General features: G+C 35.8%; 7 protein-coding genes. 6 read left to right on the top strand and 1 reads right to left on the bottom strand.

Annotated elements, in window-relative coordinates; all coding sequences use genetic code 11:
• Positions 1-9: 9 nt before the first annotated feature.
• A complete protein-coding gene (cobN, locus tag WJM97_RS18005; RefSeq protein WP_353930157.1) occupies positions 10-3,867 on the bottom strand; it encodes a cobaltochelatase subunit CobN in 3,858 nt (1,285 codons plus the stop codon).
• A gap of 209 nt (positions 3,868-4,076) precedes the next feature.
• On the opposite strand from cobN, the gene WJM97_RS18000 reads away from it, so the two are divergent.
• The 6 genes from WJM97_RS18000 (at position 4,077) to WJM97_RS17975 (ending at position 16,680) form a co-directional block, all read left to right on the top strand.
• On the top strand, positions 4,077-6,038 hold the full coding sequence (locus tag WJM97_RS18000) for a GAF domain-containing sensor histidine kinase (protein WP_353930156.1): 1,962 nt from the start codon (positions 4,077-4,079) through the stop codon (positions 6,036-6,038).
• Between the two features lie 62 nt (positions 6,039-6,100).
• On the top strand, positions 6,101-8,641 hold the full coding sequence (locus tag WJM97_RS17995; RefSeq protein ID WP_353930155.1) for a filamentous hemagglutinin N-terminal domain-containing protein: 2,541 nt from the start codon (positions 6,101-6,103) through the stop codon (positions 8,639-8,641).
• Positions 8,642-8,648: 7 nt separating this feature from the next.
• Positions 8,649-11,231, top strand: coding sequence for a CHAT domain-containing protein (locus tag WJM97_RS17990; protein ID WP_353930154.1), 2,583 nt, complete (start codon positions 8,649-8,651; stop codon positions 11,229-11,231).
• 39 nt (positions 11,232-11,270) lie between these two features.
• Entirely contained in the window at positions 11,271-14,933 is a 3,663-nt protein-coding gene (locus tag WJM97_RS17985; protein ID WP_353930153.1) for a filamentous hemagglutinin N-terminal domain-containing protein, read from the top strand.
• A 229-nt stretch (positions 14,934-15,162) separates the two neighbouring features.
• On the top strand, positions 15,163-16,008 hold the full coding sequence (locus tag WJM97_RS17980; protein ID WP_353930152.1) for an alpha/beta fold hydrolase: 846 nt from the start codon (positions 15,163-15,165) through the stop codon (positions 16,006-16,008).
• Positions 16,009-16,293: 285 nt separating this feature from the next.
• Positions 16,294-16,680, top strand: a complete 387-nt coding sequence (locus WJM97_RS17975; RefSeq protein ID WP_353930151.1) for a hypothetical protein — start codon at positions 16,294-16,296, stop codon at positions 16,678-16,680.
• Positions 16,681-16,826: the final 146 nt, after the last annotated feature.

Below are 16,826 nucleotides of genomic sequence, written 5' to 3'. Positions count from 1 at the left end.
TCAACCATTCTACTTTTCCTCAATTTCTGCTTCGGCTTCATGTACGAGATTACGCAAATTTTCTAAAGTCTGAGTATTTACGTCTTCCCATAAACCCCGTTGGTTAGCTTCTAGTAATCTTTCGGCTATGTCCCGTAAAGCCCAGGGGTTTTTGTTGTGAATAAATTCACGCACTACAGAATCTTGTAAATAATTATCTACAATTCCTTGGTACATATAATCTTCCACACACTGGGAAGTTGCATCATAAGCAAAGAGAAAATCAACTGTTGCGGCCATTTCGAACGCACCTTTGTAACCGTGACGCATGACTCCTTCTATCCATTTGGGATTAACGACACGGGAACGATAAACCCTAGTAATTTCTTCTTTCAGTTTGCGGACTTTAGGCTGTGATGTATTGGCATTATCACCAAAGTAGGTTTCGGGGTTTTTGCCTTGGAGAGAACGCACCGCAGCAGTTAATCCACCTTGAAACTGATAATAGTCGTCAGAGTCTAATAAATCATGTTCGCGGTTGTCTTGGTTGTGGAGAACCACTTGCATTTGTTTTAAACGTTGCTGAAAAACTTCTTTAGAGGTGACAGTATTTTGGTTGTCTGTTTTCCCGTAAGCGTAGGAACTCCAATTAATGTAAGCTTGGGCTAAATCTTCGTCAGTTTGCCAGTTTTGAGAAGCAATTAAACCTTGGAGTCCAGCACCATAAGCACCTGGTTTTGAACCAAAAACACGATAAAGTGATTTTTCGTTGGCAGCTTCTACACTCAAACCCTGTTGAGTCCATAACTCAGTGTCTTGCTTGACTGTCTCTGCTAGGGGGTTTTCTGCTGCTGGTTCGTCTAATGCTGCTACTGCTGCGACTGCTTGGGAAAATAAATCTATGAGGTTGGGGAAAGCATCCCGGAAAAAGCCGGAAATTCTCAAAGTGACATCAACGCGGGGACGACCGACAATTGATAAAGGTAAGATTTCAAAATCTACAACTCTTCTGGCTGCACCATCCCAAACTGGCTGGACTCCTAATAAAGCTAAGGCTTCGGCAATATCATCACCGCCGGTTCTCATGGTAGATGTTCCCCAAACTGATAAACCTAGTGTTTTGGGATATTCTCCATGTTCTTGGGTGTAGGTTTCGATCAGGGTTTCGGCGGCTTTTCTGCCGACATCCCAGGCGGTTTCTGTGGGTATGGCGCGAATATCTACAGAGTAAAAGTTTTTACCTGTGGGTAGAACTTCTGGTCTGCCCCTGGTTGGTGCGCCAGATGCAGCACTGGGTATGTATTTACCGTCTAGTCCTTTGAGTAAGTTGGTAATTTCTTGGGTGGTGTTTTGCAGTGCTGGGAGCAGTTTTGATTCTATCCAGTGGAGAACTTGTTTTACTGTTCCCTGTTCTTTGTTCTCTGTTCCCTCTAGTATTTGTTCTACTAGAAGTGCGGCTTGTTCTTCTAGGAGTTCGACAACATCGCCGTGGGTGCGACATGATTTTAATCTCACGCAGAGGAGGACACTTGCTTGGGCGGGTTTCCCGACTTGAGCAAAGTGTCCGTCGCGCAGAGGCGCAGAGAGGGTTTGAGGAGGAATAAAGGGGTCGCTGTAGTTGGTGGTGAGGGGGTCGAGGTCTAAACCCCATGCTTCTGCTATGGCGCGGGTAATGCCGATGGAATGACGGTTGGGGATGCGGGCGATCGCTACTATTAAGTCTCTGAGTTGTCTACCTTGGGGAACTTGTCCGAAAATGTGTAAGCCGTCTCTAATTTGGGCTTCTTTGAGTTCGCACAAATAACCATCTAAGGAATTTAAAATTAAATTTTCAAAATCGGTGATGTCTTGTTCGTTGGTGATACCTAGGTCTTTGTAGAGGTTTTCTTTGATGACTAAGGCTTGAATGCGATCGCGTAAGGTTGGTAAACGGGAAGGATCTAAACTTTCGGCTTCGTAATATTCATCAATTAGGTTTTCTACTTGTTGCAGCCCACCGTATAATTCGGCGCGTGTCATGGGGGGGGTGAGATGATCAATAATTACAGCCTGAGAACGACGTTTAGCCTGTGAACCTTCACCTGGATCATTAACAATAAACGGATATAAATGAGGCATAGCCCCAAAAGCGACTTCAGGATAACAAGTTTTGGATAAAGCCACACTTTTACCTGGTAGCCATTCTAAGTTGCCATGTTTACCCACGTGGGCGATCGCATCACTACCAAAAACTTCTCTCACCCAATAATAAAAAGCTAAATAGTCGTGAGTTGGTTCTAAATCAGGGGCATGATAATTTAAACTCGGATCATGTTCATAACCCCGTGAAGGCTGAACCCCCACAAAAACATTACCAAATTGAATACCAGAAACAGGCAAAACCCCTCTTCTCTCTGCGCCCTCTGCGCCTCTGCGGTTCGTTTCCTCAACAGCACCCCAACGCTCAACAATTCCCTGTTGTACAACTTCGGGTAAGGTAGAGAAATATTCTTGATATTCCTGCACAGAAACAGATTGATTTACAGATTTCCAATCTTTACCTTCTGGGTCATTTGTCACCCCGGCGGTTAACATCTGAATTAATTCATCACCATCAGCGGGGATATCTCCAACTTCATAACCGGCGGATTTTAAAGCTTTAAGAATTTCCACGCAACTGGCGGGAGTGTCCAAACCCACCCCATTAGCCAGCCTACCATTGGTGTTGGGGTAATTTGCCAAAATTAAGGCTATGTGCCGTTCTGAGGGTGATTTTTGGCGTAATCTCACCCAATTTGCAGCTAGTTGAGCCACAAAATCAATGCGATCGCTAACTGGTTCATAAACTACAACATCAGTTTCTAAGTCATTGTTGCGGGTTTGTAGAGTTTTAAAAGACACAGCCCTAGTAATAATCCTGCCATCTACCTCTGGTAAAGCCACATTCATACCCATATCACGGGGAGTTAAACCCTGTAACTGTGACTGCCACTGTTCAACGGAACTGGCACAGAGAATAACTTGTAAAACCGGCACATCTAATTTTTCCCACAGTTCAATTTGAGGGGTTTCCGTTTCCAATCTTGCTAAAGAAAAACTCGTAGTATTCAGTAACAGGTTAATATGCTCAGAATCTTCAGGTTGAAAAAACTTGAGCATCTCATCATCAACACCAGGTTCTTTTAAAGAGGAAACAAAAACCGGCACAGGTTGTAAATTTTTGGCTACTAAAGCCTGACACAAAGCATCAATAACTTTAGTATTTCCCGCCAAATAATGGGCGCGGTAGAACAAAATTCCGACTTTAGAAGGTGACAGGTGACAGGTAACAGGTGACAGTGTAGAAGAAGTAGAAGAAAACGTTCCTTCATAGAACCCCACACGGGGAATAGCTTTTGGTGGGGGAGGGTTGAAATTAGTTGATAGAGAAAGATCCGTAATCAATTGCAGCGCATTCAGGAAATTTTCAACACCACCTTCTCGGAAGTATTGCCAGATTTGCTGAACGATTTCTGATGAAATAGTAGATTTAGAGATCAAATCGGGATCAAGAGCGTCATCTCCAGGCATTACAATTAGAGTTATGCCTTGACGTTGTACAATTTCCTGCACTACCTCTAAACCATAAGCCCAATAGGAACTTCCTCCTAATAGGCGTAAGACGATAACTTGAGCGAGTTCTAAAACTTGTTCACCATAAGTATCTATACTTATCTGTTGCTGTAACTGCAACAGGTTAGCGACTCGTACTGCTGGAAATTGTGCAGGTAATTTTGGGACTGCTGCTGCTAAAGTTTGAATGTCGGTATCAGCAGCGGTGATAAACACAAAAGGGGCTGGAGTTTGTTCTAGAAAAATTAAACCTTCTGACTGATTCCATCCACCTGGTGTAGCACTGATTCGATGCATAATTCTTTCTGACCATCTTCAACTTTTGGTTAGGACATAATCACAAACAACTAGGAAGGATACCGTAAATCCTACGGACAGGCTACGTCAACTCGCAGCGTATCAGTAGGAAAGGGGTTAAGCAACAAGGATTTTAAGTTATCTTTGCCCCTGATAAATTACCTATTGTCCTACGTAGACATTCAGCCCATCTCATTAAAATACTGAAAATGCTGAGTTCTTCCAATTTGAGCTTTTCTCGTACCTTGCCTGTGATTGTATTTAATCGGCTTGGGGAATTGTTGCAGCAGATGGCTCAAACAATAGGCAGTTCTGCTTTAATACTCACAGAAGATTTGCTGGCACAGATTATAATTCCCGTTGAATGGCAACAAGAACGGTTTACTCTGCTAGTTTCTGATCAGTTTAGTGCATTACTGCTAGGAAATCAGGAAACGGAAGCGGGAACAGAAGTTCCCCCAGATTCTTTAAACACCAGTTTAATATTGAATCATGAGGCGATCGCTACATTTATTTCTCAATTAAAAAACCTGTTTGCTTCTGATTCTCTCATTTACCACAAAATTGCCCAATATCAGCAAATTATTCCTCGTAATGATACAAATCTGCAAAGTAAATTTACTTTGTTGTTATTAGAGTATTTACTACCACTACTGAATACAGAAGTGGAGTTACCTATGATTTCTCACCCATCGGAAGGTTTTATTTGCAAACCTGTGGAAGATGCTTTGAGCAAACAAATTGCTCAAGAAAGACTTTTGCATCAGGTAACAACACAAATTCGCAAAAGTCCAGATTTGCAAGTCATTATGGACACGGTAATTACACAAGTAAGAGAGTTTTTAGAATTAGATAGATTAATAATTTATCAATTTTTACCATCTCAATTTAAGACTACAAATACATCCCTCAATCAATCCTTTAATTCTCAATATTTACCACCAACGGTTTTCAATCAGAAATTTCTGGAACAAAGTCACCAACAATATAATGCTTCTGTAGTTTATGAGTCACTATCTTCAACTAATATTTCTGCTCTTTTAAATTATCAAGAAGATAATTGTTTGATCACTAATTATAAATACTTAGATAAATATTGTAAAGGGTTTGTTTTAGCTATAGATGATGTAGACAAAACTTATGTTTTAGAAGAGTGTTTACTAAAATTTTTAAGAGCTAGTCAAGTCAAATCTAAATTAGTAGCACCAATTATTTTTGAAGAAAAAATTTGGGGTTTGTTAATTGCCCATCAATGTCATCATATGCGCCGTTGGACAGAAAGTGAAAAAAGTTTGTTATCTTCAATTGCTGAACAATTAGCTATAGCGATTCATCAATCAGAATTAATGCAATCTCTCCGTGAGGCTACACAAACTCTGACTAGAGACAAACAAACTTTAGAACAAAGAGTGATTGAACGAACTGTGGCATTAAGAGAAGCTTTACTAGCCGCAGAAGCTGCTAATCGTCTCAGAAGTGAATTTTTAGCAACTATCAGTCATGAATTATTAACTCCTTTAACATATGTAATTGGAATGTCTTCTACATTATTACGCTGGCCTTTGGGTGAATTAAGTCAAAGACAACGGGATTATTTACAAACCATCCATGATAGTGGGGAACACTTATTAGAAATGATCAATGATATCCTCGATTTATCACAAATTGAGGCGGGGAAAACAGTATTAAATATTGTTGATTTTTCTTTAGTAAAAACTGCACAAAATATTTTAGATTCTTTATTAGAAAAGGCAAGCAATAAAAAAGTAATTCTAAAACTCGATTTACAAATTAACCCAGCAAATGATATTTTTAGAGCTGATGTTGGTAGGGTAGAACAAATCCTCTGGAATTTATTAAATAATGGAATTAAGTTTACACCTGAAGGTGGTGATGTGACTTTGCGTTTGTGGGTGGAAGAGAATACAGCTATTTTTCAAATAGAAGATACTGGTATTGGTATTCCCGAAGAAAAGTTAGCTTTGTTGTTTGAGAAGTTTCAACAGCTTGATACACCTTATCGTCGTCATTATGAAGGTACAGGGGTGGGTTTAGCTTTAGCTAAACAGCTTGTAGAATTACATCGGGGTCGCATTGAAGTAGAATCTACTGTGGGTGTAGGTTCAATTTTTACTGTTTGGATACCACAGCAGTTAGGAGTTAAAGGTTAAAAAAGTTAAAGACTGAGTTTGCTAATCTCTAAGTTCAGTGTTTATAATATTAGCAAACTCAGATGAACAAGCAAAAAAGTTTACATTTCATATTATATTTACCAGTATTACTACTATCAATATTTAGTAGTAAACAAGCAACTGCACAAATTATTCCTGACAACACTCTCCCTCATAACTCTCAAGTACAACCTGGTTGTTTAGTCTGCGAAATTAACGGTGGTACTGTTAAAAATGCTAATCTATTTCATAGCTTTAAAGAATTTTCTCTTCCTACAAATGGACAAGCTATTTTTAATAATGGTTTAGAGATTCAAAATATTTTTACCAGAGTTACAGGAAATAATATTTCTAAAATTGATGGTTTAATTAGGGTTAATGGTAGTGCTAACTTATTTTTTATTAACCCGCATGGGATTATATTTGGTAACAATGCTAGTTTAGATATTGGTGGTTCATTTGTAGGTAGTACAGCCAATAGGATTAAATTTTTAGATGGGTCAGAATTTAGTAGCCAAACTCATGCAAATACATCTTTATTAACTATAACTACACCTATTGGTTTACAGTTTGGTAATAATCCTGGGACAATTCAAGTACAAGCTAAAAATGGCTTAGAAGTACAACCAAATCAAACCTTAGCTTTAGTTGGTGGAGATATCAATTTTCAGGGAGGAACAATTAAAACTAATGGGGGAAGATTAGAATTAGGTAGCGTTCAAACTAAAGGATTAGTTAATATTACTACTACAAATCAAGGATTTTTATTAGGGTATAATAACACAAATAATTTTGGTGATATTACATTAACGTCCAAAAGTAATATAAATGCTAGTGGTATAGGTGGGGGAGAAATGCAGATGCAAAGTAGAAATTTGCGAATCAGTGAAGCTTCCCGCATTGCATCTTTAACTTTGGGATCATTATCTGGTGGAAATATTAAAGTTAATGCTACCGATACCATAGAAATGATCGGTATTGGTGATTTTGAGAATAAAGCAGAAAAGGTAGTTAACCCTATGACTGATATTTCTCAAATAGAAGATGGGTTTTTTGTCCTGAGTATTGGTTCTGGAAGTACGGGAAATTTAGAAATTAATACCAATAAATTAGTGTTAAGAAACGCATCAGTTTTATTAGTTTCTACTTTGAATAATGGTAATGGTGGAAATTTACATATTAATGCTGATGAATCGGTAGAGTTAAATGAGTCTTTATTAGCAACAGGAAACCGGATACAAAGTAGTGGAAATTCTGGTGATTTAATTGTTAATACTAAAAATCTAATTCTTGTCAATAGGGGATTTCTTGGCAGCACTGCTTTAGGTACTGGAAAAGCTGGCAATATTAAGATTAATGCTGCTGAATCAATAGAACTCACTTCTGGTGAATTCTTCACTGAAGATTCTAATGGTATCAGTGTCAATACAAATATCAATTCTTCTACATTACAAACCGCTGATGCTGGAAATATAGAGATTAACACTCAGCAATTAATTGTTAGAGAAAATACTGTCATCTCTGCTTCCACGTTGGGATTTGGTAATGGAGGAAGTTTAACTATTAATGCTGAAGATATTCAGATATTTGGCGATGCTGCGGAAAATTTTGGTGGGTTAGCTACTGCTTCCGAAATTAACGCTACAGGAAACGGTGGAAATTTAATTATTAATGCTCATAATTTACAAGTGCAAGGTGGCAGAATTAGTGCTAGTACGGTTGGTGTAGGTAAGGCAGGAGATATAAAAATTAACACTAAGAATTTACAAATTTCAGATCAGGCAAAAATTACGGTAGAAGCTTTAGGGACAGGTAATGCAGGTAATTTGAATTTAGTAGCTGAGTCAATTTTGATGGATAACTTTAGTATCATTAGTGGTAACACTCGTAGTAATAGTACAGATATTAGCCAAGAACAGGCTAGTATTAATTTACGTTCTCAAAATTTGATTATGCGTCATGGCAGCAAAATTACTACTAATGCAACTGGTGATAATGTGATTGGGGGTAATATTACCATTGATGTAGATGTTTTAGCTGCATTAGAAAACAGTGATATAACTGCTAATTCGATTGACTTTCGTGGTGGTAATGTGATGATTAGTTCTCAAGGAATTATTGGTACAAAATTTAGGGATCAATTGACTTCAGAAAGTGATATTACTGCTACTGGGGCAAGTCCTGATTTGAGTGGTAGTGTACAGATTAATCAATTATCTACTGATCCAAATCAAGGGTTAATTGGGCTTTATAGTAGTGTGATTGATACTAATAATCAGTTAGCAAAAGGATGTAATAATAGTGGTAAATTAGCTGATGAAGAAAATAAATTTACTATTATTGGTAGTGGTGGTTTACCATCAAGTCCTGATGATTTATTTACAGGTACGAATCCATTAGTTGATTTGGTGGAATTAGTTCCTATTCAAGAAGATAATCAAAATATTAAAAAAGTAGATGTTCATAAAAAATTACCGCTAAAAATTGTAGAAGCACAGGGATGGGTCAGGGATGAAAAAGGTAATATTTATTTAGTTTCTCAGGGACAAGAAGCTTTTCTTCAGAGTCCTATTTTATCTAAAAATTATTGTTCTATCCGTTGATAAAAAGATGATTATTAAATTAGTAAAAACCATTATCAAACTGAAATATGTTAAATATATTAAACATTTTTGTTTAGGGTTATTAAGTTTGATATTAATTTTGTCGCAAATGGAATACACTTTCCCATTGATGCAACAACCTGTCATAGCTGCGGTTAATATTGAGTCCAATTCTGTTGGTTCTTTAGTAACAGATGGAAAGCAAAGGTATCAAAGAGAACAGTTTACAGAGGCGATCACCCTGTGGCAACAAGCAGCGGATATATTTAATCAAACAGGGGATAAACTTAATCAAGCCGTTGTATTAGGAAATTTAGCTTTAGCATATCAACAGTTAGGTAAATTGGATTTAGCTAATCAGACTATATCTAAAAGTGTAAATTTACTTAGTCAGAGTCAAAGTTCGCTAAATGTAGCACAAATTTTAAACATTCAAGGAAGTCTGCAACTATCTCAAGGGAAAGCTGAAAATGCTTTGAATAGCTGGGAAAAAGCCACAGATATTTATCAAAAAATAGGGGACACAACGGGAGTTAATCGCAGTTTATTAAATCAAACTCAAGCATTAAGGGTATTGGGATTATATCCCCGTGCTAGGAAGATTTTAGAACAGATCAATGAGAATTTACAAACACAGCCAGATTCGGTGTTAAAAGCTGCTAATTTAGTTAATTTGGGTGACACATTACGAGTTGTGGGCAACTTAGACAAATCCCAAGAGGTATTAAAACAGAGTTTAGAAATTGCTAAAAAATTAAATTCCCAATCTGATGTAAACCTAGCATTATTAAGTTTAGGTAATACAGCTTTCTCGCAACGCAAAAATCAAGAGGCACAAAAATATTATCAACAGGTAATTAATACTACTGATTCACCTGATTTAAAATTAAAAGTTCAACTCAACCAATTACAGATTTTTATAAATACTGAAGAATGGCAAGCAGCTAAGGTTTTAATTGACCAAATTCAGCCCCAAATAGATAAATTACCAATCAGTCGTACCAGTATATATGCACAATTAAAACTTGCCCAAGGATTACAAAAATTAGGGGAAAAACAAACGGCCGCAAAAATATTATCTATAGCAATTCAAGCAGCTAAAAAGATAGATGATCAAAAATCGGAATCTTACGCTTTGGGATATTTGGGTAAACTTTATGAAGACAATAAACAATGGCATGAAGCCCAAAAACTCACAGAACAAGCATTAGTTTTATCACAAAGTAATAATGCTGGGGAAATTAGCTATCTTTGGCAATGGCAATTAGGCAGAATTTATCAAGAAACTGGTAATTCGGAGAAAGCCATTATAGCTTATGATCAAACGGTCAAAACATTAGGTTATCTGCGAAAAGATTTAGTTGCTAGTAATAGTAATCTGCAATTTTCCTTTCAGGAGAGTATCGAACCAATTTATCGGGAATTAGTAAGTTTGTTATTAGAAAATAAACAAACTAAAACAGGCAAAGACATTAATCAGGGAAACATAGAAAAAGCCCGTGACTTAATTGAATCTTTGAAAATAGCAGAATTAGATAACTACTTCCAAGAAGATTGTTTGAGTGGTGAAATCGCTAAAGTTGATCAAGTAGATCCCCAAGCTGCACTAATTTATCCGATTATTTTGAGAGATCGTTTAGAAGTAATTATCTCCCTCACAAATCAACCTCTAAAACACTATACAACAAATATTCCTCAACCAGAACTAGAAAAAATATTGCGAGAGATGCGATCATCCATCAGACCAAATTTAGGAAATAGACAACGTTTAGAAATTGCCCAAAAACTATATAATATTCTCATCAAACCCACAGAAGCAGATTTAGCAGCTAACAACATCAAAACCTTAGTATTTGTCCTTGATGGGGTAATGAAAAATTTACCGATGGCTGCACTTTATGACGGTGAAAAATATTTAGTAGAAAAATATAGTTTAGCCCAAACACCAGGTTTACAATTACTTTCACCCCAACCCTTACAACAAAAACCTTTAAACATTTTAGTTGGTGGTATTAGCGAAGCTAGACAAGGATTTTCACCCTTACCAGGAGTAGCGGTAGAAGTTAAAGGAATCACCTCAGAAATTCCCAATCAAGTATTATTTAATGAAACATTTACCACCGCGGATATTCAAAAGATCATCCGGGAAATTCCCTTTCCAGTAGTTCATTTAGCCACCCACGGACAATTTAGTTCCAATGCGGAAGAAACATTTATTCTCACCTGGGATAATCGAATTAATGTGAAAGAATTAGGGGAAATACTCCAAACCAGAGAAAAAAATAACAATAACCCCATTGAACTATTAGTTTTAAGTGCCTGTCAAACCGCCCAAGGAGACAGACGCGCCCCACTAGGAATTGCAGGGGTAGCAGTTCGTTCTGGCGCACGTAGCACCCTAGCCACATTATGGTCAGTTGATGATAAATCTGCGGCGGAATTTATGGTGGAATTTTACCGTCAATTAGCCCAATCAAAAGTTACCAAAGCCGAAGCCATACGTTTAGCACAGTTAAAATTACTGCAAAAACCAGAATTTAGTAATCCTTACTATTGGGCCCCATTTGTATTGTTAGGAAATTGGCTTTAATTATTAATTATTCATTGGTTATTAGTCATTTATATCAACATGAATTTACGTTTGTATCTCTACCTGTTGGCATTAATTATTTCTCCTATTCTTGCCGAACAAACTACCGCTCAAATAATTCCAGATAATACCCTCCCTAATAATTCTCAAGTCCAAAATGGTTGTACAAACTGTGAAATTAACGGTGGTACAACTCGCGGTGTTAACCTTTATCATAGTTTCCAACAATTTTCTGTACCTACCAACGGACAAGCCGTATTTAACAATAGTTTGGGCATAGAAAATATTATTACAAGAGTTACAGGTAATTCTATCTCTAATATTGATGGTTTACTGCGTACTAATGGCACTGCTAACCTGTTTTTAATTAACCCCAATGGAATTATTTTTGGTAACAATGCAATCTTAAATATTGGCGGTTCATTTACAGCAACTACATCTGCAAGTTTAAAGTTTTTTGATGGTAGTGAATTTAGTGCAACTAATCCCCAAGCACCGCCATTATTAACCGTTAGTATTACACCGGGTTTGCAATATGGTTCAAGTCAAGCAGGTGCAGAAATCAGGAACTTGGGTAATATTTCAGTCGGACAAGACTTGAATTTAATTACAGAAAACCTATTTTTACAAGGAACAATTAACGCAGGTAATGATATTAAGTTTGCGGCAAATAGTAATGTACAAATTCAAGATAGTAATATCACTGCTGTTGGCGGCGATATTGATATTGATACAGCACAATTAAACTTAACTAATACCAATATTAACACTAAAGCTACCATTGAAGGTGGAGAAATTAATATTAATGTTAGTGATGCTACTACCTTGAATAATTCAAGTTTAAAAATGGACAGTATTTTTGGTGAAATCCCTGGTAATATTACCATTAATACCAATAAATTTAAACTGGAAAATCAATCATTAATTGGTGTTAATCAACAAGGTACTATCATCATTGCTGCTGACACATTAACTCTTGATCACCAATCTCAAATTACAACCAATACAATAATAGGAACTAGCGGCGATATTGAGATTAAAAATTTAACATATTTAGAAATAAACAATAGTGAAATTTCTGCTAACACAGTAGACGGATTAGCAGGAGATATAATTATTGATGCTAGTAATTTTATTAAACTTGACCAAAATAGTCGCATAGCATCAGAAGCTAATGGTAGTGGTGATGCAGGTTTTGTAGATATTAAAACCAATGAATTTACCATGATAGGTAATTCAGAAATTAGTATTAATAGTCCAGATGATGCTGGTTTTTTGCGTCTTACCGCTAACAATGTTACTCTTAATCAAGAAGCAAAAATAGTAGCAAATGCAGGAACAAATGGTGGTGAAATTGAGTTACTGGGATTGACATCTTTACATTTAAATAATAGTCAAATTTCTGCCAACACAATTGATGGTACAGCAGGGGATATAACTATAAATGCTAGTGATTTTGTGAATTTAGAAAATGGTAGTCGCATAGTATCTGAATCTCTGGGTAATGGTTTCGCAGGTTTTGTAGAGATTCAAACAGGACAATTTACCATGATAGGTGCTTCAGAAATTAACGTTAGTAGTCCAGGTGATGCTGGCTTTGTGCTTTTGCAAGCTAATACTGTTAATCTCAATCAAAAATCAAAAATAGAAGCAAATAGCATATCTGGAATTGGTGGGAATATTCTATTACTAGATTTAAAATCTTTACAAATGAGTAATAACAGTGAAATTTCGGCTTTTACATCTACTGGTGAGGCTGGATATATCATTATTGATGCCAGTTATTTTGTGAATTTAGAAAGTGGTAGTCGTCTAGTATCTGAAGCTATTGCTAATGGTTTAGCAGGTTTTATAGAGATTAAAACAGGACAATTTACCATGACAGATGCAGATATTAATATTAATAGTAGAGATAAAAATGCAGGTAATTTAACAATTGTTGCTGATACAGTCACTCTTGATCAGAATGCAATCATAAAAGCTAATACCCTATCTGGTATTAGTGGTCATATTCAATTACTAGAGTTAAAATCTTTGCAAATCAGTAATAATAGTGGAATTTCAGCAGCCACAATTAACGGTGAAGCAGGAGATATCACTATTAATGCTAGTGAGTTTATTAATCTTGATACTGGTGCTACAATTTCTTCTGGAGCTATTGATCAAGGTGAAGCAGGATTCTTAAACATTACTACTAACAAACTTACCATGAATAATGGTGCAAACATTAATGTTAATAGTAAAGATAATATTGCCGGAGATTTACATATTTCAGCTGCTACAATTAGCATGAATGAAAATGCCAGAATAGAAGGTAATACATTTTCTGGAATTGGTGGACATATTCAATTAGAAGATTTAACATCTTTAACTCTAAATAACAGTTTTATTTCTACTGCTACTATTAATGGCCAAGCTGGAGATTTAGATATTACAAGTGATTCTATTAATTTAGAAAATGGTAGTATTCTGGCATCGGAAGCTACAGGTAGTGGTAATGCAGGTAATATAAATATAACTACTGGAGAATTTACTATTAATAATCAAGCCGGAATAAAAGTGAGAAGTGAAAATAATGCAGGTGGTAATTTATCTATCACTGCTAATACTTTAACTCTTAATAATCAAGCCCAAATTAATGGGGAAACATCATCTGGTATTGGGGGAAATATTCAACTCGAAAAATTAACATCTTTGCAGTTAAGTAATGATAGTTTTATTTCAGCTTCTACTATTGATGGAGAAGCAGGAGATGTAATTATTAGTGCTAATGATTTTATTAATTTATCCAGTGGTAGTCGGATAGCATCGGAAGCTATAGGTAGTGGTGATGCAGGTTTTATAGCTATAACAACTGGGCAATTTACTATTAATCAATCTCTTACTACCGTTAGTAGTCCGCAGGGAGAAGCTGGATTTTTGGAAATTACAGCCGATAATTTGTTTTTAAATCAGGGGAAATTATCAGCAGAAACCGGAGTAGGAGAAACAGGAGAAAACGCGATTATTAATTTGTTTTTACAAGATTTATTGTTAATGAGAAATAATAGTAATATTTCTGCCCAAGCTTTTAATGCCGCTCAAGGTGGTAATATTAGTATTGACGCTAGAGATGGTTTTGTAGTTGTTTTTCCTTTTGAAGATAGTGATATTAATGCCAATGCTGATAGAGGTAATGGGGGGATAATTGATATTACAACTCAAAGCATTTTTGGGACAGAATTTCGTCTAGAAAATACATCAAAGAGTGATATTACGGCTAGTTCTAGATTTGGTGTCAATGGTGAAGTTAATATTAATACTTTGGATGTTGATCCCGCACAGGGAATTTTATCTTTACCTTCAAGTTTATTAGATATTTCTAATCAAATTGCCCAAGGATGTCGTAAAAACGGTCAATTAACTAATCAAGATAATAAGTTTACTATCACTGGTAGAGGTGGTTTACCATCTACTCCTCATGATTTATTTACAGGTACAAATATTCTGGTTGATTTAGTTGAGATATTACCTAATCAGCATCATCAACATAACATTGAAAATGATCAATCTGGCGTTAATAATGATAACTCGTCTAGGGAAATTGTAGAAGCACAAGGATGGATAGTTGATGCTAATGGTAATGTTCACTTAGTAGCTAAAGTAGAAAATGTTCAGCCTCAAAGCCCGGTTTTAAACCCTGGTTTTTGTCGTCAAAACTGATATTAGATTATGGCGGAAATATTTTGATTGGGTTGGATAAGATTTACAAACCCGTCATCTTATTTATTTTGTGATAGTTCTTCCTTATCGAAATCAATGATATCATTTATGGAGATAGAAGTCAATAGCTTATTCTCTATAAATGGGATTTTTTTATCAAAATTACCTGACCACTTGATAGGATGATAAATAAGAATTCAATATGACATTTTCAGGATAGGAAGATATAGTGACAATCCAAGAACATAAAATAACAGTAAATGGTTTAGAGTGGTTTTATCGGGAAGCTGAATCTATTGGTAGAAGTGATTTATTACCGGTGGTGTTGTTACATGGGATAGTTTCCCAAAGTTATAGCTTTCGGAATATTTTACCAAGTTTAGCAGCACAAGGAACAAGAGCGATCGCCCCAGATTGGATTGGTTATGGATTTTCTGGTAAACCGGAAAAACAGGATTTTGCTTATACTCCCGACGCATTTATCAAAGCTTTAGATGAATTCATCCAAGCGATAGAATTAGAGAAATTTTCTTTAGTTGTCCAAGGATTTTTAGGTTCAGTTGGTTTACAATATGCTTTGAGAAATCCTGATAAAATAGCAAATATTGCCATTTTAAATGCACCTATTTCCACATCTGCAAAACTACCTTTTAAACTCAAACAAATGGGTTGGCCTTTTGCGGGTGACATGATAACTCAAGACCCATTATTAGTAGATAGAACCTTAGAAGGTGGTAGTCGTTTCCGGATTGAAGATCAAGATTTAGATGTTTACAGAAAACCATTTTTAAAAACTTCTGCATCTGGTCGTGCTTTGCTGACAACCATTAGAAATATGCAATTAGAAACAGCAATGACAGAAATAGAAACAGGTTTTCAAACATGGAAAAAACCGATTTTAGTGCAATGGGGAATGATAGACCCTTGGTTATCGGTAGATGGTGCAGAAGGTTTTGTTAAATCTGTATCTGATGGGGAATTGATTAAATTAAATAATGTGGGACACTATCCCCAGGAACATTATCATGAGGTGATTTTACAGGATTTATTACCTTTTGTCCGTTGTTCTAGCTAAAATTAAACAGATACCCGACTTCTTAATTTAAGGATTTACCTAAAAAAACTAATTGAGAAGTCGGAAATCTGCATTTGAGGAATAATATAAAAATAAAATAATCTTATACAGAAATATGAAACTTTGAGATATCAAATACAGTCTTAATTGACAATACGATATTATTTACAGGAATTTATGATGTTGAAACTGTCAAAATTTACCGCTGCGAACTTAGCAACACTAATCTTATGTTCTACATTTGTAGTCACCTTCTCAAAACCTGTGATATCAGGTGAACCAATCATGGACAGAAATTGTGGTTTCAGTGAGAGAACACCCAAAACTTTTAAAAAACTCACCCCCCAAAATAGAGGTCGTATTTGGTCAACACATCAATTGAAATCCAATAATCAACGATACTATTTTCAAGTATATAAATTTCCAGACAATACAGGGGTATTTTGTTTAGGAATTGCTGGAAAAAATTTACCCAAAAGACTGAAAAAGGCGGAAATTCTACAAAATAAATTAATTGAAAAAGTTGAGCAAGATAATTCTCAAATGAATCATTACATAGTCACAGTTAAAGGAGGGAAAAAAGATGATTTTTTGAGAACTACCTATAGATTAAATTTGAGTAATCCTCAAAATCCAAAAGTATCAACAATTTTGATAGTATATAAAAAATGAGATAAGGAATATAAAAAACATCTTTATTATCATTCACATAAAAATAGTATAATTAACACAGATTAAAAATATTGAACAAGTAGTTGAAAATATTCATCAAATTTTATAGCTCTGTTATTTTACCCCAAGCAACCCAGAAATTTCGA

This window comes from Okeanomitos corallinicola TIOX110 (assembly GCF_038050375.1).
GTDB classification, from domain to species: Bacteria; Cyanobacteriota; Cyanobacteriia; order Cyanobacteriales; family Nostocaceae; genus Okeanomitos; species Okeanomitos corallinicola.
This window is presented reverse-complemented; position numbering and strand designations above follow the sequence as displayed.